Source organism: Devosia sp. Root685 (genome assembly GCF_001427875.1).
Lineage (GTDB): Bacteria > Pseudomonadota > Alphaproteobacteria > Rhizobiales > Devosiaceae > Devosia.
The window spans coordinates 1,535,753-1,557,462 of record NZ_LMHK01000001.1 but is presented as its reverse complement, the minus strand read 5'-3'; the positions used below and the strand labels follow the sequence as shown (position 1 = coordinate 1,557,462).

Annotated in this window: 20 protein-coding genes; 14 read left to right on the top strand and 6 right to left on the bottom strand. The window is 61.4% G+C overall.

What is annotated here, in order from left to right; genetic code table 11:
• Positions 1-42 precede the first annotated feature (42 nt).
• On the bottom strand, positions 43-1,569 hold the full coding sequence (locus tag ASD83_RS07420; RefSeq protein ID WP_056309293.1) for a sensor histidine kinase: 1,527 nt from the start codon (positions 1,567-1,569) through the stop codon (positions 43-45).
• A gap of 285 nt (positions 1,570-1,854) precedes the next feature.
• Between ASD83_RS07420 and ASD83_RS07415 the strand changes: the two genes are divergently transcribed.
• Together ASD83_RS07415 and ASD83_RS07410 are read left to right on the top strand one after the other, a co-directional pair.
• Positions 1,855-2,334, top strand: a complete 480-nt coding sequence (locus ASD83_RS07415; protein ID WP_056309984.1) for an Lrp/AsnC family transcriptional regulator — start codon at positions 1,855-1,857, stop codon at positions 2,332-2,334.
• Between the two features lie 4 nt (positions 2,335-2,338).
• Positions 2,339-2,749 (top strand): VOC family protein, encoded by a 411-nt coding sequence (locus ASD83_RS07410; protein WP_056309291.1) that lies wholly within the window; start codon positions 2,339-2,341, stop codon positions 2,747-2,749.
• Here ASD83_RS07410 and ASD83_RS07405 read toward each other — a convergent pair.
• From ASD83_RS07405 to ASD83_RS07395, 3 genes are all read right to left on the bottom strand, one after another.
• Positions 2,746-3,645, bottom strand: a complete 900-nt coding sequence (locus ASD83_RS07405) for a phosphotransferase family protein (protein WP_056309289.1) — start codon at positions 3,643-3,645, stop codon at positions 2,746-2,748. The two genes, ASD83_RS07410 and ASD83_RS07405, sit on opposite strands and share 4 nt — an antisense overlap.
• Positions 3,645-4,661 carry a GTP 3',8-cyclase MoaA gene (moaA, locus tag ASD83_RS07400; protein ID WP_082561069.1) on the bottom strand — a complete coding sequence of 339 codons (1,017 nt, stop codon included), beginning with the start codon at positions 4,659-4,661 and terminating at the stop codon, positions 3,645-3,647. The genes ASD83_RS07405 and moaA overlap by 1 nt, the downstream gene beginning before the upstream one ends.
• Before the next feature lie 117 nt (positions 4,662-4,778).
• Positions 4,779-5,372 carry a L,D-transpeptidase gene (locus ASD83_RS07395; protein ID WP_413813483.1) on the bottom strand — a complete coding sequence of 198 codons (594 nt, stop codon included), beginning with the start codon at positions 5,370-5,372 and terminating at the stop codon, positions 4,779-4,781.
• A gap of 251 nt (positions 5,373-5,623) precedes the next feature.
• Between ASD83_RS07395 and rpiA the strand changes: the two genes are divergently transcribed.
• The 5 genes from rpiA (at position 5,624) to ASD83_RS07370 (ending at position 11,842) form a co-directional block, all read left to right on the top strand.
• Complete coding sequence (gene rpiA / locus ASD83_RS07390) at positions 5,624-6,322, top strand: ribose-5-phosphate isomerase RpiA (protein WP_056309286.1); 699 nt, start codon at positions 5,624-5,626, stop codon at positions 6,320-6,322.
• Between the two features lie 32 nt (positions 6,323-6,354).
• Positions 6,355-6,870, top strand: a complete 516-nt coding sequence (locus ASD83_RS07385) for a DUF2059 domain-containing protein (RefSeq protein WP_156385806.1) — start codon at positions 6,355-6,357, stop codon at positions 6,868-6,870.
• Between the two features lie 109 nt (positions 6,871-6,979).
• Complete coding sequence (gene gor, locus ASD83_RS07380) at positions 6,980-8,356, top strand: glutathione-disulfide reductase (RefSeq protein ID WP_056309282.1); 1,377 nt, start codon at positions 6,980-6,982, stop codon at positions 8,354-8,356.
• An 81-nt stretch (positions 8,357-8,437) separates the two neighbouring features.
• The gene (locus ASD83_RS07375; protein WP_056309980.1) at positions 8,438-9,814 is read left to right on the top strand and encodes a class II 3-deoxy-7-phosphoheptulonate synthase; all 1,377 of its coding nucleotides are present in this window, start codon (positions 8,438-8,440) and stop codon (positions 9,812-9,814) included.
• 216 nt (positions 9,815-10,030) lie between these two features.
• Entirely contained in the window at positions 10,031-11,842 is a 1,812-nt protein-coding gene (locus tag ASD83_RS07370) for a PAS domain-containing protein (protein ID WP_056309280.1), read from the top strand.
• Between the two features lie 9 nt (positions 11,843-11,851).
• Here ASD83_RS07370 and ASD83_RS07365 read toward each other — a convergent pair whose 3' ends face one another.
• The gene (locus tag ASD83_RS07365; RefSeq protein ID WP_082561001.1) at positions 11,852-12,277 is read right to left on the bottom strand and encodes a response regulator; all 426 of its coding nucleotides are present in this window, start codon (positions 12,275-12,277) and stop codon (positions 11,852-11,854) included.
• Positions 12,278-12,499: 222 nt separating this feature from the next.
• Between ASD83_RS07365 and ASD83_RS07360 the strand changes: the two genes are divergently transcribed.
• The 3 genes from ASD83_RS07360 to gltX all read left to right on the top strand — a co-directional run bounded on the left by ASD83_RS07360 (position 12,500) and on the right by gltX (position 16,585).
• Positions 12,500-13,489 carry a hypothetical protein gene (locus tag ASD83_RS07360; protein ID WP_056309278.1) on the top strand — a complete coding sequence of 330 codons (990 nt, stop codon included), beginning with the start codon at positions 12,500-12,502 and terminating at the stop codon, positions 13,487-13,489.
• 106 nt (positions 13,490-13,595) lie between these two features.
• Complete coding sequence (locus ASD83_RS07355; RefSeq protein ID WP_056309276.1) at positions 13,596-15,263, top strand: NAD+ synthase; 1,668 nt, start codon at positions 13,596-13,598, stop codon at positions 15,261-15,263.
• Positions 15,260-16,585: a glutamate--tRNA ligase gene (gene gltX, locus ASD83_RS07350; protein ID WP_056309274.1), complete on the top strand. Its 1,326-nt coding sequence runs from the start codon at positions 15,260-15,262 to the stop codon at positions 16,583-16,585. The genes ASD83_RS07355 and gltX overlap by 4 nt, the downstream gene beginning before the upstream one ends.
• Here gltX and ASD83_RS07345 read toward each other — a convergent pair.
• Entirely contained in the window at positions 16,530-17,687 is a 1,158-nt protein-coding gene (locus ASD83_RS07345; RefSeq protein ID WP_162249131.1) for a DUF2865 domain-containing protein, read from the bottom strand. The genes gltX and ASD83_RS07345 overlap by 56 nt on opposite strands.
• Positions 17,688-17,825: 138 nt before the next feature.
• Between ASD83_RS07345 and ASD83_RS07340 the strand changes: the two genes are divergently transcribed.
• The 4 genes from ASD83_RS07340 to ASD83_RS07325 all read left to right on the top strand — a co-directional run bounded on the left by ASD83_RS07340 (position 17,826) and on the right by ASD83_RS07325 (position 21,653).
• Complete coding sequence (locus ASD83_RS07340; RefSeq protein ID WP_056309270.1) at positions 17,826-18,833, top strand: fumarylacetoacetate hydrolase family protein; 1,008 nt, start codon at positions 17,826-17,828, stop codon at positions 18,831-18,833.
• Positions 18,834-18,973: 140 nt separating this feature from the next.
• Positions 18,974-19,423, top strand: coding sequence for a cytochrome c (locus tag ASD83_RS07335; RefSeq protein ID WP_056309268.1), 450 nt, complete (start codon positions 18,974-18,976; stop codon positions 19,421-19,423).
• Positions 19,424-19,695: 272 nt separating this feature from the next.
• On the top strand, positions 19,696-21,114 hold the full coding sequence (cysS, locus tag ASD83_RS07330; protein WP_056309266.1) for a cysteine--tRNA ligase: 1,419 nt from the start codon (positions 19,696-19,698) through the stop codon (positions 21,112-21,114).
• A gap of 206 nt (positions 21,115-21,320) precedes the next feature.
• Positions 21,321-21,653 (top strand): endonuclease domain-containing protein, encoded by a 333-nt coding sequence (locus tag ASD83_RS07325; protein ID WP_056309264.1) that lies wholly within the window; start codon positions 21,321-21,323, stop codon positions 21,651-21,653.
• The last annotated feature ends 57 nt before the right edge of the window (positions 21,654-21,710 follow it).

The following is a 21,710-nucleotide window of genomic DNA, read 5'->3' as shown; positions in this document are numbered from 1 at the left end:
AGCGGGCGATGAGGGCAAATTTGGGACCTCATCCCGCCCCGATCAACCAGCCTGCGAATAGATTTCGAGCTTGTTGCGGCGCTCGGTCACCGGGGCCAGTGCATCCATGACGCGGGCGCGTGGGAAGGTCGCGATCACTTCCGTGCCGAAACGCAGTTTCGAAAAGAGATCGAACCGGCCCTGATGCAGGTCCATGATGCGCTGCACGATCGGCAGGCCCAGGCCCGCGCCTTGTTCCGCCGTCTTGTGCGCAAGCGAACCCTGGCCGAACGACGAGAGCACCGTCTCGATTTCGCTTTCTGGAATCCCCGGGCCGTTGTCCTTGACCGAAATCAGCTGGCCGCCATCGGCGCTGCGTGTCACCACCAGCGACACCTTGCCCTGCTGCGGCGTAAATTTTATGGCATTGCTCAAGAGGTTAAGTACTACCTGCCTTATGGCGCGCTCGTCGCCCCAGATCTTGGGCAGGTTGTCGCCATAGCTGAATTGCAGCTCGATACCCTTGGATTTGGCGCGCAACTGCATCATGCGCTGGCAATCATCGGCGATGTCGATGATCGAGACGGCCTCTTCATGCAGCTCATACTTGCCCGCCTCGATACGGCTGAGATCGAGCAGTTCATTGATGAGGTTGAGGAGGTGCTGGCCGCTCGAATGAATATCGCCAGCATACTCCTTGTATTGCGGCACATTATGGGTGCCGAGCAGTTCCGATTTCAGCACTTCGGAAAAGCCGATAATGGCGTTGAGCGGCGTGCGCAGCTCGTGGCTCATCGTGGCGAGGAACTGGCTCTTGGCGATATTGGCCTGTTCGGCATGGCGGCGGGCCTCGTCCGACATCTGCCGCGCCTCTTCAAGCTCGGCGATCAGGGAATCCTTTTCCGACTGGTGCGACAGCGTCTCGAGGTCGGACGCATAAAGCTGGCGCGCCAGGAAAACGAAAAAGATTTCGCCGCAGACGGTCACGGCTGCCAGCGTATAGTTGAGCGTGCCACCCAGGGCCAGGAGGCTGATGGTAACGGTAGCGGTCACCGGCAGCGTACTCATCAGCGTGGCCGGGGGCAGAGTGTGGGTGGCAATCGCATTGGCCGCGATGCTCACCAGCACCATGGCAAACATTACCGGCGCCACGTCATGGGGATTGGCGACGATCGTGGACAAAGCGAGCAGCGACAGGGCCAGGCCATAAAGGACCTCGGCCGCCACAAAGCTGGTGGTCCAGCGCGTCGCATTGAACTTGGAGGGGTCCTGAGCCGTGAAACGGCTCGCCACCAACACCACGACGAGGAGGCTCGCGATTACAAGACCAGCCCAGAAGGCGGAGAAGATCACTGGCACCCAGAAACTCGAAACGATCGCCAGAATGACGACGATCGCCGCCATGGGCAGAGCCGCGCCGCGCCGGGACTCGGCATAGTCATGCATGAGTTCGAAGTCGAATTCGGCACGCGTGCCGGAGCTGGAGGTCAGCTTCTGGCGTGCCTCGAGCACGGTCTTTTGGGCTGCGCGCTTGCCGTCATGGCCCATAAGGGCGCGGACGTCCGCGGTATTGGCCGGCTGAGACGGCATGAACGGTACTCATTACTAACTCACGCAATGGCAACGGCCATCGCAACGCTCGGTGCTGAAGGTAGGCGAGGCGTGGTTAACACCCCGTGAAACTCAGGCCGCTGTCACAGCGTGAATGATGCGAATTGGGCCAGCGCCTGGTTAATCCGCCGTTACCAATCATCATACGAGTGCTCCGCGCAATTTTATTGCGCCCGGCATGCCGATATGGCAGTTTCCGCTGCGTACGTGCCCCAAAAATCGTCAATAAGAAAAAACTGATTTCAAAGAGAGGGCCTGATGGCGCTGGACAAGATCGACCGCAAGATACTGACGCTCCTGCAAAAAGACGCAACCATGCCGGTGGCCGAGATTGGCCGCAAGGTTGGCCTCTCCACGACCCCCTGCTGGCGGCGTATCCAGAAGATGGAAGAAGACGGTGTCATCCAGCGGCGCGTCGCCGTGCTCGACCCCAACAAGGTCAATGTGGGCGTAACGGTCTTCGTCTCGGTCAAGACCAACGAGCACAACGAAGCCTGGATGCGCAAATTTGCCGGCGTCGTCGATGAATTTCCCGAAGTCGTCGAATTCTATCGTATGAGCGGCGACGTCGATTATCTGATGCGTGTCGTCGTGCCCGATATCCAGGCCTATGACGCCTTCTACAAGCGCCTGATCAGCAAGATCAACCTGACCGATGTCAGCTCGGCCTTCGCCATGGGCCAGATCAAATATACCACGGCCCTGCCGCTCGACTTCGCCATCGTCGTCGACGACGACAAGTAACGCCATGCTGCTCGGCTTCGAACATGTCGGCATGACGGTTTCGACCATTGACCGGGCGGTCGCCTTTTATTGCGACCTGCTCGGTTTGAAACTGGTATTGCGCAAGGTGGTCGATCGCGGCGAAATCGCCTTCTTCGATACCGGTGCGGGCATGCTCGAGCTCTTCGCCCCCGGTGCGAACATGGTCGATCGGTTTCGCGATGTGCCAAACCACGAGGCTGGCCTGCGGCACATCACCTTTGCCTTTTCCAGTGTCGATGAGACATTCGCCGCGCTCGAAGCCGCTGGCGTCGCCGTGGTCGAGCGGCCGCGCGATGCCTACAACAAGGAAATGATCCAGCGCGTCGCCTTTGTCCGCGATTACGATGGCATTCTCGTTGAATTGATCGAGCGGGCCGAAGGGCGGGCGAGCTAAATCCCGGTCTCAAGCAGGTTGGTGCACCGGTTCAGTGCCCAATCGGTCAGCGCCACGTCGCCCGCCTGCGCCGCCTCATGCGCGGTGGCAAGGCCGATATGTGTAGCGAGAGTCACGACGCGGTCACCCTGCTCAAGCCGGTGTGGTTCCTCCGCGATAATGTAGCGGCATTGCTGCTCCATACAGTCCAGCCACGGGCGCCAGAAGAAAATATTGGCGAGGTCATAGAGCGGGTCGCCCACCATGGTTTCGGACCAGTCGATAAGACCAGTCACCCCGCCCGCACCCACCACCACATTATTCGATCCGAAATCGCCGTGGATGAGGCAGCGGATGTCCGGGGCGTGCTCTGCTTCACGCTCGATCAGTTTTAGCAGCGCGGGCAGGTGTGCCGCCTGAGAGGGGGAAAGCAGCGTCCAATCCCGGCTTGTGATGGAGACGAGGAAGCTCGACCAGCTTTCGTATTGGCCCTTGCCGTCGGGTGAGAGTGGTCCATATCCCTGACTCCAGCGCATATCGCATTGGCCCATCTGGTCCAGCAACCGGCAAATGGCGCCGCCATAGGCGTAGGCTTCGCCCTTCGCCAGATCCTGCAAGGTCATACCCGCTGCCCTCTCGGACACGCAGGCGTAATATTGGTCCAAGGGAGCAATCAGCCGGATCACTGGAATAGACAAACCTGCGGTCGCGAAGCGCTCTTGGGCCATCTGATCCATATCGAAGCCACGTCGCGAAATATTGACGCGCAGTACGAGGTGTTCTCCATCCGAGCTAAACCCAAACGCTCGGGACTCCTCGCCTTCGCTCAGGGCACGAAAGTCTTCGATCTTTCCGAAGGCACTGCGGAGGAACGCCACCGCATCCTCTGCCGTAATTCGCGGCTTGGTCCCCGCCATCAGCCGCCGGTCACACTCATATGCCGCGCCACTGCCGGAGCGCCGGTGCTTCCGCGATCCAGCACAAAGTCGTGCCCCTTCGGCTTGATCAGCATGGCCTGATCGAGCGCCGCGTCGAGCGCTTCCGGTCCGCCATCACGCAGCGCGTCGCGCAGGTTCACCTGATCTTCCTGGCCAAGGCAAAGGAAAAGTTGCCCGGTTGCCGTCAAACGCACGCGGTTGCAGCTTTCGCAAAAGTTGTGGCTCATCGGCGTGATGAAGCCCAGCACGCCGCCAGTCTCGGCAACATGCACATAGCGCGCCGGGCCGCCGGTGCGCTTGTCGAGGCGCGTCAGCGTATAGCGCCGCGATAGCCGCTCATGCAGTTCACGCAAGGGCAAGTAGCTGTCAACGCGATCGATCCCGACTTCGCCCAGCGGCATGCCTTCAATCAGCGTCAGCCCCATGCCCTTGGAATGGGCCCAGGCCATCATCGGCTCGATCTCGTCGTCATTGACGCCGCGCATCGCCACCATGTTGATCTTGATCGCGAGCCCTGCCGCCTGCGCCGCCTCGATGCCAGCCATCACATCGGGCAGGCGACCGCGACGGGTAATCGCGGCAAACCGCTCGCCATCCAGCGTATCAAGCGAAACATTGATCCGTCGTACACCAGCCGCGAACAGGCCCTCGGCGTGCTTGGCCAGCTGGCTGCCATTGGTGGTGATGGTCAGCTCTTCGAGACCCGAGCCGATCTTGTTGCCAAGGCTTCTCACCAGATCCATGATATCGCGCCGAACCAGGGGCTCGCCACCGGTCAGCCGAATCTTGGTCGTCCCCCGCGCGACGAAAGCCGAGGCAATGGTCTCGACTTCCTCAAAACTCAACACGTCCTTCTTGGGCAGGAAGACCATGTCTTCGGCCATGCAATAGACGCAGCGAAAATCGCAGCGATCCGTCACCGAAATCCGCAAATAGCTGATGGTCCGCCCATAGCGGTCGATCAGCGGACGGGACGGAAGCAAAGGCGCGTTCATGAACACCATTCTAGGCCCTTAGCGACGCAATTGGAATTGCGATCTCCGTGCTGCCTCTGCGCAAAAACAAAAGGGGCCGCCGAAGCGACCCCTTCAAAATTCGTCACCGAAATATTCTCAGTGGTTGACGACGATCCGGGCGCCGACCTTCACGCGCTCATAAAGGTCGGTCACATCGTCATTGGTGAGACGGATGCAACCCGAGGAAACGGCCTGGCCGATGGACCACGGTTCCGAAGTGCCATGCACGCGATAGAGCGTCGAGCCGATATAGAGAGCGCGGGCGCCGAGCGGATTGTCCGGGCCGCCGGGCATATAGGCCGGCAGATCAGGAACGCGCTTGCGCATCTGCGGGGGAGGGGTCCAGCCGGGCCACTCGGCCTTGCGGGTGATGCGGTGGGTGCCCGACCAGGTGAAGCCATCGCGACCAACGCCGATGCCGTAACGCATGGCCTTGCCGCCATCGAGCACCAGATAGAGGCGGCGCTCGCCGGTTTCGACGACAATCGTGCCGACCGCATAGTTGCTATCGTAATCGACGATCTGCTTCTTGACCGGGCTGCCGCCGCGGCTACGCGTAGCCACAACGGAGGGTTCTTCCCAGGTATTGTTGTCGGGATTGTAGACGCGGGCGGCCTGGCTTGGCACGGCCATGCCCACCGCCAACAGGATCGACAGCACCACGGCCATAGCCGCTTTCATAAACTTCATGCTCTTCCAGGCCTCTGAATGAATGCGGCCCAATGATTCGGGTCGCCGCAAGTAATGCCGCTATTTACATTTCCGCAATTTAGTCGAGAAGAGTTAACAGTCACCTTTTCGCCACATCCGTGACACCCGTGCCTTATTGTGTTGCGGCGCCGCTACAGTAGCCATTCACCAATGCGTGAACTGCCGGGTTTGCAAGGCTTGACAGCATGGTCCGAGACCCTGCATCACCCTTGCGTAATAGCGAGGTGCATATGTCTGACGATCTCAAGCGCGAAGCAGCGGCGCGGGCCATCGAAGATGTTCGCCCCGGCATGCGTCTTGGTCTTGGCACCGGCTCGACGGCGCGCCATTTCGTTGACCTCCTGGGCAGCAAGGTTGCCCAGGGTCTCGATGTCATCTGCGTGCCGACCTCCGAGGTCACTGCGCGCCAGGCCGCAAGCCTCGGCATTCCCCTTTCGGACCTTGATCGCCTCGGCCGGCTCGACCTTACGGTCGATGGTGCCGACGAACTCGATGCCGATCTCAATCTGATCAAGGGCGGCGGCGGCGCGCTGCTGCGTGAAAAGATTGTCGCGGCGGCATCCGACACCATGATCGTCATTGCCGACAGCACCAAGGTCGTCGACGCCCTCGGCCGCTTTCCTCTGCCCATCGAAGTCAACCGCTTCGGCCTCGCCGCCACGCGCCATGCCCTCGATGCGGTGATCTCCGCACATGGGGCACAAGGCGGGCTCAAGCTGCGCGGCGAAGACAAGGGTGAAGTCTTCGTCACCGATGGTGGACACCTGATCCTCGATGCATTTTTTGGCCGTATTTCGCAGCCAGAAGCGCTGTCACGCGATCTGCTCGACATTCCGGGAGTGGTCCAGCACGGACTTTTTCTCAATATGTGCAGCAAGGCTTATGTGGCAGCGCCGGATGGCGTAAAAACACTTCTCAAGGGCAAATGACGTCAGCCCGCAACACACAGATGGGGAACCGGATGAACAGGGATTTTATGCGCGGCGCCAAGGCGATCTTCGCGGCCGTGGTGACTGCCAGCATGATCGGCCTCGCGGCCCCCGCCTTCGCCCAGGAAGTGCCGCCCGAGCAGCTGGCCCTGGCGCGTAAATATATCGATCTGACTGACCGCAGCGCGATCTACGAAGTGACGATCGTCGAAACCGGCGTGCAGACCATGCAGCAGATCGTCACCCAGAACCCCGAGATCATCGAGCAGACCAACGCCGCGATCACCAAGGTCATCGAGGAATATCGCGGACGCAAGGGTGAACTCCTCGACCAGTTCGCGCGCGTCTACGCTCTGCGCTTCACCATGGAAGAGCTGCAGACCATCGTGACTTTCTATGAATCCCCGACCGGCCAGAAGCTGGCCAAGGCCAATGCCGAGATTAACACTGATCTACAGCGCGTCATGCAGGTCTTTACCAATAACCTGCAGCGCGAATTCTTCGCCAAGGTCCGCGCCGAGCTACGCGCGCAAAACGTCCAGATCTGATCGGCCGTTTCTGAAAACCATTGACCCCGCCAGCGTGCGGGGTCTTTTTTTGTGCGCGACAGGCGCCTAGATATATCGTCAAACGACGATGAATGATTTGGGGACTTCCATGGCTTACGACTACGACATTCTGGTGATCGGCGCCGGTTCGGGCGGTGTGCGCGCGGCGCGCATGTCGGCGACCTACGGCGCCAAGGTGGCCGTCATCGAAGAGTTCCGCGTCGGCGGCACCTGCGTCATTCGCGGCTGCGTGCCCAAGAAGCTCTATGTCTATGCCTCGCGCTTCGCCGATCAGTTCGATCTTGCTCCGAGCTTCGGCTGGCAGGTCGATGCCAGTTTCGATTGGCCGACGCTTGTCGCCGCCAAGGAAAAGGAAATCACGCGGCTTGAGCTGGCCTATACCGCCAATCTCGAAAAGCCCGGCGTCGAGATCATCCGGGAACGCGCCGTCGTCACCGGTCCCCACAGCATCAAGCTCCTGGGCTCGGACCGCGAACTGACAGCCGAGCGCCTGCTGATCGCCACGGGCTCGCACCCTCATATCCCTGATATTCCGGGCGCCGAATTCGGCATCACCTCCAACGAAGCCTTTGACCTCCCCACCTTGCCCAAAACCATCCTCATCGAAGGCGGCGGCTATATCGCGGTGGAGTTCGCCACCATCTTTGCCGGGCTCGGTGTCGATACAACGCTGATCTATCGCGGCGAGAGGGTGCTTCGTGGCTTCGACGAAGACATGCGCATCGGCCTTGAAGCGGGTCTGACCACGCGTGGCGTGCGGCTGATTTATCAGACCACCGTCGCCTCCCTCGCCAAGATGGGCGACGCCGTCCACGCCACCTTTAGCGATGGCGTCACCGCCCCCTATGACGCGGTAATGTTCGCCACCGGCCGCCGCGCCAATACGACGGGCCTTGGCCTTGAAACCGCCAACGTAAAGCTCAACGACGACGGCAGTGTCGCCGTCGACGCCTATTCGCAGAGCTCTGCGCCCTCGATCTATGCCGTGGGCGATGTCACCGGCCGCGCCCAACTGACCCCCGTCGCCATCCGCGAAGGCTGGTACTTTGCCGAGACGGTCTACAACAACAAGCCGCTGGCGGTGGACCACTCGGTCATCCCGACTGCCGTCTTCAGCGAGCCCGAAATCGGCGTCGTCGGCCTCAATGAGCAAGAAGCCGCCACCCATGACGACATCGACGTCTATGTGGCCCGCTTCCGCCCCATGCAGAATACGCTGTCCACAAAGACCGAGCGCATGGTCCTAAAACTCATCACCGAGAAGAACGAAGGCAAGGTCCTCGGCGTCCACATTCTCGGGCCAAGCGCCGCCGAAATGATCCAGCTTGTCGGAATTGCCGTCGGCATGGGCGCCACCAAGGCCGATTTCGATCGCACCATCGCGCTGCACCCCAGCGCCGCCGAGGAACTGGTGACGTTCAAGGCCCCGAGCTACACCTATCGGGACGGCAAGAAGACGCCTTAGGCCTGCTTAGGCCTTGGCAGGGCCCGCGTGGCTTGGTAGACCGCCCGCACCCTAGGATGCCCCCGGGTGAGCGAGATGACCATGACCACGTGGACCCCCAATAGCTGGCGCGAAAAGCCGATCAAGCAGGTTCCTGCCTATCCCGATCCTGCGGCTCTTGCCGATGCCGAACGCCAGCTCTCGACGTTTCCGCCGCTGGTCTTTGCCGGCGAAGCCCGCGAATTGAAATCGCGCCTTGCGGCCGTTGCCCGTGGCGAGGCTTTCCTCCTCCAGGGCGGCGATTGTGCCGAAAGCTTTGCCGAGCACGGCGCGGATCATATCCGCGACTTCTTCCGCGTCTTCCTGCAGATGGCGGTGGTGCTGACCCACGGCGCCTCCAAGCCCGTCGTCAAGGTTGGCCGTGTCGCCGGCCAGTTCGCAAAACCCCGTTCGGCCGATACCGAGATCATCGATGGCGTCGAGCTGCCGAGCTATCGCGGCGACATCATCAACGCCATCGAGTTCAACGAAACCGCCCGCGTGCCCGATCCCGATCGCATGCTGCAGGCCTATCGCCAGTCGGCTGCGACGCTCAATCTGCTGCGCGCCTTCTCCATGGGCGGCTATGCCGAACTGACGCGCATCCACGAATGGACCATGGGCTTCATGAAGGGGTCCAACTGGAACGTCCGCTTCGAAGAAGTCGCGCGCAAGATCGACGACGCCATCACCTTCATGGCGGCCCTCGGTCTCAACCCCGAAAACACCCCGGCGCTCAAGCAGACCAGCTTCTACACCAGCCACGAAGCCCTGCTGCTTGGCTATGAAGAAGCGCTGACCCGCCGCGATTCCATTTCCAACAATTGGTACGCCACCTCCGGCCACATGCTCTGGATCGGCGATCGCACCCGCCAGCCCGATTCCGCCCATGTCGAATATTTTGCCGGCATCCACAATCCCATCGGCATCAAATGCGGCCCGAGCCTCGCCAGTGACGACCTCTTGCGCCTGCTCGATCGTCTGAATCCGACCGACGAAGCCGGCCGCATCACCCTGATCTCGCGCTTCGGTGCCGATAAGGTCCACGAGCACCTGCCACGCCTCATCGAGACGGTGCAGAAAGCTGGCCGCACCGTCGTCTGGTGCTGCGATCCCATGCATGGCAACACCATCAAGGCGTCCACGGGCTATAAGACCCGCCCGTTCGATCGTGTTCTCACCGAAGTGCGCAATTTCTTCGACGTCCACCGCGAAATGGGCACCTATGCCGGCGGCGTCCATATCGAAATGACCGGCGACGACGTCACCGAATGCGTCGGTGGTCTCTCCGCGGTAACCGAAACCACTCTGGCTGACCGTTACAACACCTATTGCGATCCCCGCCTCAATGCGAGCCAGGCACTGGAACTCGCCTTCCTCGTCGCCGAGGAAGTGCATTCCCAGAAGCCGCCAGTGCAGCATCGCGCCGCCGGCGAATAGTCTTTGCATTGAGGTGAACCCAATCGAGGGCCGCGCGTTCATAATGGGCTGCGCGGCCTTTTCTTTGCCCGCATCGGGGCACAGAACGGTGCCTTGCAAGGTGAGTAAGTAATGCCGAGATCTCTGTTTCCCCACGCTGCGCCCGAAACTCGAGCTGCGCTTGAACGAGACCCGACAGTCAAGTTACTCAACGATTATGACTGGACCCAGAACCCCTTGGGTCCGATCCCCGACTGGCCCGATAGCCTCAAGGGGGCGGTGCGCCTCGTCATAACGGCATCTACCCCCATGGTCATGATGGTGGGAGAAGAGGGCATCCTCATCTACAACGACGCCTATGCCCGTTTCGCCGGTCAGCGCCATCCTGCCATTTTCGGCATGCCCGCCGAGGAGGCATGGCCCGAAATCGCCGAATTCAACGCCGGCAATATCGAGCGCGGCCTTGGTGGGGAATCCTGGCTACTGCGCGATCAGGAGCTGGTGCTCAACCGCCACGGCCAGCTTGAATCGGGCTGGATGGACCTGCACTACAGCCCCATCGCCGGCGATGATGGCCTCTCCATGGGCACGCTCTGCATCGTCCATGAAACCACCGACCGTATTCTGACCGAAAGCGCATTAGCCCGTAGCGAAGAGCGCCTGACCCTGGCTCTTTCGAGTTCCGCACTTGTCGGCACCTGGGATTGGGACGTTCTCAACAATATCGTCACCGCCGACGATCAGTTCGCCCGCCTCTACAATATCGATTCCCAGATTGCCGGCCTTGGCGCGCCGCTTGAGCAATATCTTCTTGCCATCGAGCACGAAGATCTCCCCCGCGTGAATGCCGAATTACAGCAGGCCATCGAGAACGGCACGGAGTTCCTCAGCGAATATCGCGTGGTGGGCGAGGATGGCGTTCGCCGCTGGCTCATGGTTTCGGGCCGTCCCCGCATGGATGCCAATGGCAAGGTCTATCGCTTTCCCGGCGTCGCCATCGACATTACCGAGCAGCGCCATGCCGCCGAGGCGCTGGCCAAAAGCGAACTCGAATTCCGCACCCTTGCCGACACCATGCCGCAAATGGTCTGGGCCACGCGGCCCGACGGTTTTCACGACTATTACAATGCTCGCTGGTACGACTTTACCGGCGTTCCCGTCGGTTCGACCGATGGCGAAGGCTGGAATGACATGTTCCACCCCGACGATCAGGAACGCGCCTGGGGCCTCTGGCGTCATTCGCTGGAAACCGGCGAACCCTACCAGGTCGAATATCGCCTCCGTCATCATAGCGGCGAATACCGGTGGACACTGGGGCGGGCGCTTCCCATCCGCGATGCGTCCGGAACCATCCTGCGCTGGATCGGCACCTGCACCGATATCCACGATTCGCGTCTCGCCGCCGAAGAGCGCGAACTGGTGGCCCAGGAACTGAGCCATCGCATCAAGAACATCTTTGCCGTTCTCACCGGCATCGTCTCGCTCTCCGCCCGTGGCCAGCCCGAGGTAAAGCCGTTTGCCGATCAGTTGCGGCAGCGCATCTTCGCCCTCGGCGAGGCCCATGATTTCGTCCGGCCGCAAAATTACCTATCGACCAGCCAGGCAGGGCAGGGCGCGCTCTCCGCGCTCGTTGCCCGCTTGATGCGCCCCTATGAAGCTGAGAACGGCGAAAACCGCGTCCGCTATTCAGGCGAGGATACGAATATCGATGACGCGGCGGCGACCCCGCTCGCCCTCCTCTTCCACGAGCTTGCGACCAATGCCGCCAAATACGGTGCCCTCAGCCGGCCCGAAGGTTGGACGAGCCTCTCGGGACGCTCCGAAGACGGTCAGTTTTTCCTGACCTGGAAAGAACATGGCGGCCCTGAGATCAACGAACCCGGCAGCCTCTCCGGCTTTGGCTCAAAATTGATAGAACTGTCGGTAAGTGGCCAGCTGCGCGGGGATATCGAACGCTTCTGGGAAAAGGACGGGCTGCGGGTCGAACTGTCGCTGCCGCTCGCCGCACTGACCCGTTCGAGCCGGTTGCGTCCAGCCGAAAGCGTCTAATGCAGGCGTTCAGGTCGCAAGTGGGCCGTCTTCAGACCAGTCAAAGAGCTTGAGACGACGCGGCGGATTGGCCGCCGCTTCTTTACGGCGGGCTACCGCATAATCGACAACGTCGCGCAGGTCGCGCTCCGCCACCGGCTTTGACAATACCCCGATCGTGCCGGGCACGCCGGTACCAAGCTGGGCGGGATTGGCGGTGACGAAAATGACGCTGGCACCATGGGTCTGCGCCAGGATCTTGCCGATCTCGATACCCGTCGGGCCATCGCGCAGGTTGAGATCAACGAGAGCGATGTCTGCTTCGCCGGCGAAACGCAGGGCGCTTTTCTTGTCGGCGGCAATGGCCAAGGGGTCGTGGCCCATCTCGGCAACGATCTGCTCGATTTCGGTAGCGACGAAAATTTCGTCTTCAACGATAAGGATTCGGCACGACATCACAAAACTGGCTTCTGAGAAAACGTCATTCGAACCGACCAACTCCCGACTTGCCGCCTGGGTTGCATGCGAACCAGACAATGGAGACTTGCAAACCCCATTTTCCGCCAAGGAGGTTACCAAAGCACCAATCGCATCAATAGCTAACTTAGTGGAACATTAACCCTAATCATTCACAAACATTCCACGATGTTTGACGCTTAAGCCGATTGGGAATGTGTGATGAAGCAACTTGCATTGAGCGCCCTTGTGCTTCTTTCCAGTGCCGCCACCCAGCAAGTGCTTGCTGCAGACTATGGCGCAATGCCCGGCCTGCGCCCGTCCTATCCCGATCAGTGGCAGCCGGAAGAGGGCGATCCGCTCAGCTTCGATGTCGGCATCCGCTATTGGTACTCGATCGGCAAGCAGGACCATTCGGTCAGTGGCTTCACCCAAACCATGGAAACCCGCAGTCATACGGGTGAAGCCTATGCCCGCATCAACGATGACTCCACCAACTCATTCCTCGAAGCGTTCGGCGGCTACGGCGTCGCTCATGAAGGCAATTATTCCACCAATGGCGGCGCGTCTTTGGCACTGCCTGCCGCGCGTCTCGGTTATGCCGGCCTCGATTTCGGCTGGCTTCCCCTCGGCAGTGATCATTTCAATTTCGGCATGGTCACCGGCTATCAATACATGAACGATTCCCCGGACACCGGCCGCGCCAGTTTCTACACATCGACAAGTGCAGTCGATGTGGGCGGCGGCGTGTATCGGCTCTCCGGCGGGGGTGACAGTAAGATCAATAATTTCGAAATCCACAGCGCCAAGCTTGGCCTTGCCGGCAAGATGGACTTTGGGAATTTCGATCTCTTCGGTGAAGCCACGGCAATTCCCTATTCGTGGGTCACAGGCACCTACGGTGCAATTCAAATTCAAAATCAACCCGCACCGCCACCCTTTGCTCCGACCCTCGCGCAAGGTTCCGCCGTCGCCGTCAACGGCCACGCCTATGGCGCTAGTGGCAAGCTGATGGTCGGCTTCCGTCCCACCGAGAACCTCTCCATCCGCGTTGGTGGGCGCGCCTCCTACCTGACGGGTCAATACGACGCCACATGGGACGAAGTGGCCGTGGTTGGATCTGGCGCGCAGCGCCAGCGCTACATCTCCAACAACAATCCCTTCTCCATGCTCCGCTACGGCGCGCTGCTCGAAGTCGCCGGTCGCTTCTAGGGCAGGGCGCCCTCCCTGGCGCTTGCTCTCCTCCGGTCCAAAGGCTAAGTCTTGCCCGCGTCCGGCCACAGGCCGGGCGGTCCGTCCATTTGCTTAGGCTTCCTCCGTGACCGACCAGCTCAGAATTGCGCTCGCCCAGCTCAATCCCAAGGTTGGCGACCTTCCCGGCAATCTCGCACTGGCCAAAAAAGCCCTTGCCGATGCAGTCGCCGCCAAGGCCGACATCCTGATGTTTTCCGAGCTGTTCCTCACCGGCTATTTCCCGGACGATCTGCTCTTCAAGCCCCAGTTCGTCGCCGACGCCATGGCCGCGGCGCAAACATTGGCCGCCGAGACCGCCGGCACCGATGTGGTTCTGGTTCTCCCCACCATCTGGAAAGACCAGACCGGTCTCCACAATGCCGTCCTCGTCGCCGAAAAGGGCCATATCTTCGCCCTGCGCCTCAAGCGCGAACTGCCCAATGACGACGTCTTCTACGAAAAGCGCTATTTTTCCGCCGGTCCACTGGCCCTGCCGGTCACCATCAAGGGTGTCTCGGTCGGCATCCCGATCTGCGAAGATATCTGGCACCCCTGGGTCTGCGAGCATCTCGTGCGCGAAGGCGCCGAAATCCTCCTCTGCCCCAATGGTTCGCCCTATTGGACCAATAAGCAGCACATCCGTAAGGAACTGGTGCGCAAACACGCCGTGGAACACGACGTGCCCCTGATCTATCTCAATCAGGTCGGCGGCCAGGACGAACTGGTCTTTGATGGCGCCTCCTTCGCCATCGCTCCCGGCGACAAGCTGGTGCTGCAGGGCAAAAGCTTCGAAGCCGATTTTTTGATCTCGGACTGGCACCGCGAAGGCGACATCTGGACATCGGACAATGGCCGCATCGAGGAGCTGACCTCCGTCGAAGAAGCCCCTTGGCGCGCCGCCGTTCTCGGCCTTCGCGATTACGTCCATAAAAACGGCTTTTCCCACGTCGTCCTTGGCCTTTCGGGCGGCATCGATAGTGCCGTCGTCGCCGCCATGGCCGTCGATGCCTTCGGACCCGAAAAAGTCCACTGCATCATGCTGCCCTATCGCTACACGTCCGACGAAAGCCTCAAAGACGCCAAGGATTGCGCCGAGCGCCTCGGCGTGCGCTACGATATTGTCTCGATTGGCAATCCCGTTGATGATGCCTTGACCGAACTCGCCCCCATCTTCGACAATCGCCCTGCCGACTTGGCCGAAGAAAACATCCAGTCCCGCATGCGCGGCGTCGTGCTCATGGCCGTCTCCAACAAGCTCGGCTCCATGCTGCTCACCACCGGCAACAAATCCGAAATGGGCGTCGGCTACGCCACCATCTATGGCGACATGAACGGCGGCTACAATCCGCTCAAGGACATGTTCAAGATGGAAGTCTATGCCCTGGCCGATTGGCGCAACAAGCACAAGCCCGGCGACAGCCTTGGCCCCGAGGGCGTGGTCATCCCGCAATCCATCATCGACAAGGCCCCGAGCGCCGAACTCCGTCCCGATCAAAAGGATCAGGACAGTCTGCCGCCCTATCCGGTGCTGGATGATATTCTGCGCTCCATCGTCGAAGACGAAATGAGCCTCGGCGAAGTCGTCGCCCGCGGCCACGAACCCGCCCTCGTCAAGCGCATCGAGCGCCTCCTCAACATCGCCGAATATAAGCGCCGCCAGTCCGCGCCCGGCCCAAAACTGACCCCGCGCGCTTTCGGCCTTGGCCGCAAATACCCCATCACCAATGGCTATAAGGACGTAACCGTCGGATGACCGTCGTTCGCTGGGCCCCGTCTCCCACGGGCCGCATCCATCTCGGCAATGCCCGCCCGGCGCTGCTCAACTGGTTCTTCGCCCGCCGCACCGGCGGCCGCTATATCCTGCGCATGGACGATACCGATCTCGCGCGCTCCACCCGCGAATTCGCCGACGGCATCGAGGTCGATCTGGCCTGGCTCGGCGTCACCCCGGATCTCCTCGTCCGCCAGTCCGAACGCACCGCGCTCTATGACAAGGCCCGCGACAAACTGATCGCATCTGGTCGCCTCTACCCGGCCTACGAAACCGAAGACGAACTCGACCGCAAACGAGCCCGCGCTCGCCTCCTCGGCAAGCCCCCGATCTACGATCGCGCCGCGCTTAGCCTGACCGCCGAAGACAAAGCAAAACTCGAGGCGGAGGGGCGAAAACCCCACTGGCGCTTCCGCCTTGATGGCCGCCCGGTGCAGTTCCAGGACCTCATCAAGGGCCCGCAGACCGTCAACACCGCCTCCATGTCCGACCCGGTCCTTATCCGCGCCGATGGCTCCTATCTCTATACGCTGCCCTCCGTTGTCGATGATATCGACCTCGGCATCACCCACGTGATCCGCGGCGAAGACCACGTCTCTAATACCGGCACCCAGATCGAGATCATCGAAGCCCTCGGCGGCCAGGTCCCGACCTTCGCCCACCACAATCTCCTCACCGACGCAGCCGGCCAGGGCTTTTCCAAGCGCTTGGGCTCCCAGTCGATTTCTGATTTTCGCGCCGAAGGCTATGAGCCGCTCGCCGTCGCCATCATGGCAACCCTCACCGGCACCAGCCTCTCCATCGAGCCCTACGAAAACCTCGATGCCATCGCCGAAAAACTCGAACTCTCGATGATTTCGCACGGCGCCGCGCGCTTCGATCCGGCCGAACTCGACAGCCTCAACGCGCGCCTCCTCCACACCATGCCTTACGAAGCCGCGCTCCCGCGCCTCTCGTCCATGGGGCTTGAAGGCGAAGCGATCTGGCTATTGCTGCGCGAAAACCTCGTGCGCTTCCCAGATATCGCCGAGTGGTCAAAACTCGTCACCGGCCCCGTCGAACCCGTCATCGCCGATGAAGATCGCGAGTTTCTCGACATGGCCAAGGCCATGCTGCCGCCCGAACCCTGGGACGAAACGACCTGGTCCACCTGGACCAACGCGCTCAAAGGCGCCACCGGCCGCAAGGGCAAAGCTCTGTTCCTGCCCCTCCGCATGGCCCTAACCGGCCGCCACGATGGCCCGGAGCTTAAGTCCCTGCTTGTCCTGCTTGGGCGTAAGGCGTGTCTGGACCGACTACCCTGACGGTTTTGTCGCCGAAGTGAACGATCCGCAGATCGGCCTCGCCCGGCGCCTGATTGGCGCTGGGGCGAACCGCCACTTCGCCTGGCCCCGCCGGACGCGGGCGGGGCAGGGGCACGTCGATCATCGCGACAGCCGCCACGGCCTCGACCGGCGCTGCCTGCACCGGGGCTACCGGCACCACGCCGCGCGGATCGCGCATGGGCAGGGGAAAGGACAATCCGGCAATATCGATCATCGCCCGCGCGCTACCCCCGCCTGAAGCCGTCAGCGTCACCGTGCCATCGGCCTTCGGCGCCACTTTGCAGCTCGCATTCTTGTCGAACTGATTGCGGTAGGCAAAAGCGGTGGGGAGCGACGTATAGGGCGCCCCATACATATTCCGCATCTGCTCCGGCTCCTGGCCGGGATTGTCGTAGAAATACAGTTCGACCTGTGTGTTGGGACACATGGCCTGACATTGCTGGGCGTCATTGCCGACATAGTCGGGCAGGGTCGAATAGCTGATCGGCCAGAAGTAGCCGTCCGAGAGCCGCACGCAGACCGTGCGCACCGTCGCATAACCCTGATAGCCCCAATAATCGCCCCCATCCACCATGTCGCCATTGGTGAAATCGCCTTCCGAGGTCGAGCCGAAGACGCGATCGAAGATCGACTGCCGATCCTGGTTGAACGTTGCCGAGGACCCGGCATTGCAACCAAAACGCGCCATTTCCTGCAAAATAGCCTCGCGCTGCTGCGCCACGGCACTCGCGGTATCGACCGACTGGGATACCCGCGCATAATCATCGCGCAGCCGCAGCACCACCCGAGCAATCTGCTGGCATTGCCGCGTCAGCTGTTGACCCGCCCGCGCCGCATCGTTGCAGCCCTCGCGAATATATTGGCTTTCCGCCGCCTGCACATCGCGCTGCAATTGCCGCGCCGCGCCAGAATTGTTCTGCATCTGCCGGAAGTCGCCATTACGGTCGAACTGGCGCAGCGCATTCTCAAGCTGCCGGCACTGGGTGGATTGAGCATAGACGGTCTGCACATCGAGCGAAAAAATCAATGCCGCCAGCAGCAGCAAAATCGACGCGCGGAAACCGGAAGCAGATAAGGTCACGAATGGGTCCTGTTCACCGGCCAGAAGAGGCGGCCGCATGTCGCCTTAAGACATCGCTGGCGACAATGGCAACACTATAGCAATCTCAAACGCCGACGATGTCGCCAGCAAGCAACACAAAAGAGAGATCGCCCGTCCATGAAACTCGCAACCCTCCGCGCGAACCGCCCCGACGGGCAATTGGTTGTCGTTTCCAACGATCTCACCCGTTGCGTCTCCGCCGGCCGCGTTGCCCCCAGCCTTCAGGCTGCCCTCGACGATTGGGATCGCCTGTCTCCGGCGCTTTCTGCGCTTTCCTCCCAGCTCGACAAGGGGGAAATATCAGGCCAGCCCTTCGAACCCTCCGCCGTCCTTGCGCCACTCCCGCGCGCTTTCCAGTGGATCGATGGCGCCGGCTATATGGGCCACCTCGAACGCGTCCGCTCCCTCAAGGGCAGCAAGGACGAAGAGCTACAATCAGTCCGTCCGCTCCTCTACCAGGGCGCCTCCGATTCGCTCTCCGGCGCCTCCGACCCCATTGTCGTCCCCGAGGACGACCTGGCCCTCGATTTCGAAGTGGAGGTCGCCGTCATCATCGGCGCCGTCCCCATGCGCCCCAGTCGCCAGCAGGCCGCATCGGCCATTCGCCTCGTTACCATTTGCAACGACGTCTCCCTGCGCCGCCTCGTCGCCGACGATCTGCAAAACGGCTTTGGCTTTTTCCACTCAAAGCCCTCCACCAGTTTTGCCCCCGTCACCGTCACTCCCGAAAGCCTCGGCGACCGTTGGCGCGACAATCGCCTGCACCTACCCGTCCGCGTCGAGGTCAATGGCACGCTCTATGGTCAGCCCAATGCCGGCGTCGATGTGCACTTCGATCTCGTCGATCTCATCGTCGAAGCCGCCCGCACCCGCCAGCTTGGCGCGGGCACCATCATCGGCTCCGGCACCATCGCCAATCATCACGATGCGACCCTGCCGATCAAGGAAGACGGCATCGGTTTCGGTTGCATCGCCGAAGCGCGCACCGCCGAAAAGGCAAAATTCGGCCGCGCCCGCACACCCTTCCTCAAACCCGGCGATCGCGTCCGCATCGCTGCCATCGGCGCCGGCGGACGCTCGGTTTTCGGCGATATCGACCAGACCGTCGTGGCGCTCACCACCTGATCCCCAGCGATAACATTCCTGTGTGGGCGTTGGGAGCGCTGCTCCCGCGTGTCAGGGTCGGTCTGCCGGAAGGGGAGACCGGCAAGTCGTCGCCGGCGCCTGGAATGGCCGGCAGCAAATGCATGTTGAGGGTGTAGTTGATGATTTTCTCGAAGTTTTCCGTGCTTGCCGTCGCAGGTCTCCTCGCCGTCGGCACAGTCGCGGCCCTGGCGCAGGACGCCTTTACGCCCCCGGCAACGCCTGAAGAGGCCGTCGCCCTGCGTCAAAGCCTGATGAAGGAAGATGGCGGCATCCTGCGCAGTGCCGGCAATCTGACCGGCGCTGACGCCGTCGCCGCCATGACCAAACTGCGCGACAATTATAGCCATATCCCCGCGCTCTTCCCCGAAGGCTCGATCGTCGGTGAATCCGAAGCGCTCCCCGCCATCTGGGAAAATTTTGACGCTTTCACCGCCATTGCCGACGCCGGTGTCGCTGCCGCCGAAAGCGGCATTGCCGCGGCTCAGGCGGGCGATGCCGCAGCCTATGCGGCGGCCATTCAGGCGCTCGGCGGCACCTGCGGCCAGTGCCATCAGCAGTTCCGTTCCTGACCTCGGGGCTGCTTAACAGGATCGTCCCGTGAGGGATGATGTTCGCCTCCAAAGCGAAATGGGCGGCCTTCGGGTCGCCCTCTTTTCTTTTGCGCTTGATTTCTTGCCTGCGCCCGGCCAATCTCCGCCCCATGAAGACCAAGTGCACCATTACCGCTTGCATTATTACCTGCTAACCCAAGCGTTGGCGGAGCGGTCTTCTTCATCTAAAATTCTCGGAAGATAGAGGCTCCCGCCAGAGCACCGAACTGTCTGGCCCATAGGACCTCTCGATGACCACGGCAAAGCCGCAGATCACCCTTTACAACACGCTCACCCGCACCAAGGCGCCCTTCACGCCCTTGGATGCGAACAATGTGCGCCTGTATGTCTGCGGCCCGACGGTCTACGACTTCGCCCATATCGGCAACGCCCGCCCGGTCATCGTCTTCGACCTGTTGTTCCGCCTGCTGCGCCATGTCTATGGCGAGAGCCACGTCACCTATGTCCGCAACATCACCGACGTCGACGACAAGATCAATGCCCGTGCCTTGCGCGATTTCCCCGATCTGCCGCTCAACGAAGCCATCCGCAAGGTCACGGAAAAAACCGAAGACCAGTTCCTTGCCGACGTCAAAGCCCTCGGCTCGCTCCAGCCGACCCATCAGCCCCGCGCCACCGATAATATCGAGGGCATGCAGACCCTGATCACCTCGTTGATCGAGCGCAATCACGCTTACAATGCCAATGGCGAAGTGCTCTTTCGCACCCGCTCTATGGCAGATTACGGCCAGCTCTCCGGCCGCAATCTTGAAGACAATCTCGCCGGCGCCCGTGTCGCGGTCGAAGCCCATAAGGAAGACCCGGCCGATTTCGTCCTCTGGAAGCTCTCCTCGGATAGCGAACCCGGCTGGGACAGCCCCTGGGGCCGCGGCCGCCCCGGCTGGCATATCGAATGCTCCGCCATGTCCGAGCGCTATCTCGGCCAGACTTTTGACATTCACGGCGGCGGGCTAGACCTGATCTTCCCCCACCACGAAAACGAAATCGCCCAATCCCGTTGCGCTCACGGCACCCATGCCATGGCCAATGTCTGGATGCACAACGGCTTCCTGCAGGTCGAAGGCCAGAAAATGTCCAAGAGCCTCGGGAATTTCGTCACCATCAACGAACTGCTCGAAACCGGCGCCATGGGCGGCCGTGCCTGGATCGGCGACGTTCTGCGCCTCGCCATGCTCATGACTCACTATCGCGAGCCCATCGATTTTACGGTGAAGCGCCTCGAAGAGGCCGAGGCAAAGCTCCGCGATTGGCAACGCGCCGCCCGCGGCGCCACGCTGGCCGAAGGCGATGCTCCGGACGCCTCCGTCGTCAAGGAGCTTGCCGACGACCTCAACTTCCATCGCGCCAGCGTCGCGCTCGATTTCATCGCCAAGAAAGCCAACCGCGAAGAGGGCAATGCCAAACATTGCCTCGCCGCCACCCTGCGCTTCCTCGGCTTCAGCCTCGATAGCCTGCTTTCGTCCGAAGACGGCTGGGAAGCCCCCGCCCACATCGCCAACGCCATCGCCGCCCGCCTCGAAGCCCTCAACGCCAGGGATTTCGCCAAAGCCGACACCATCCGCAACGAGCTGGCCGAACAAGGCATCGCCCTCCTCGACTACAAGGACGAACAAGGCCAGCGCGCGACCAAGTGGGAGGTGAAGAGGTGAGTTTTCGGGCTCCCGAACAAACCCCTCACCCGTCCCGGCCTCCGGCCGATCCACCCTCTCCCGCAAGGGGCGAGGGAAATCCGGCGCTTGCGGCTGGCACTCTGCCAGAGGCAAGCTCGAACCTGCCTTCTCCCCTTGCGGGAGAAGGTGCCCAAAGGGCGGATGAGGGGTATTCTTCCCCAAAACATCGGACCATCTCGGGTCTGATGCGCGGACGAGCTCGTTCTATGCGCCATGAGCAAACCGAGGCCGAAGAACGGTTGTGTTTCATGCTGCGAAATCGTCGCTTCTCTGGCTTCAAATTCAGGCGCCAATACACCATCGGCCGCTACATCGCGGACTTCGCCTGTCTCAACGCCCGACTCATCATCGAAGCCGACGGCTCCCGGCACGCCGAATCCCCTCGCGACCTCGTCCGCGACGCCTATCTCCGCGCGCAAAATTTCCGCCTCCTCCGCCTCTGGAACAACGGCATCCTCGCCCGCCCCGACGACATCAGCGAAACCATCTGGGCCACTCTGCACGAGAATCCCCAATGACAGCACGCTTCCTGACACGCCCTGTCACCACTTCCCCGTCTCCATGGCCGTTCCAAC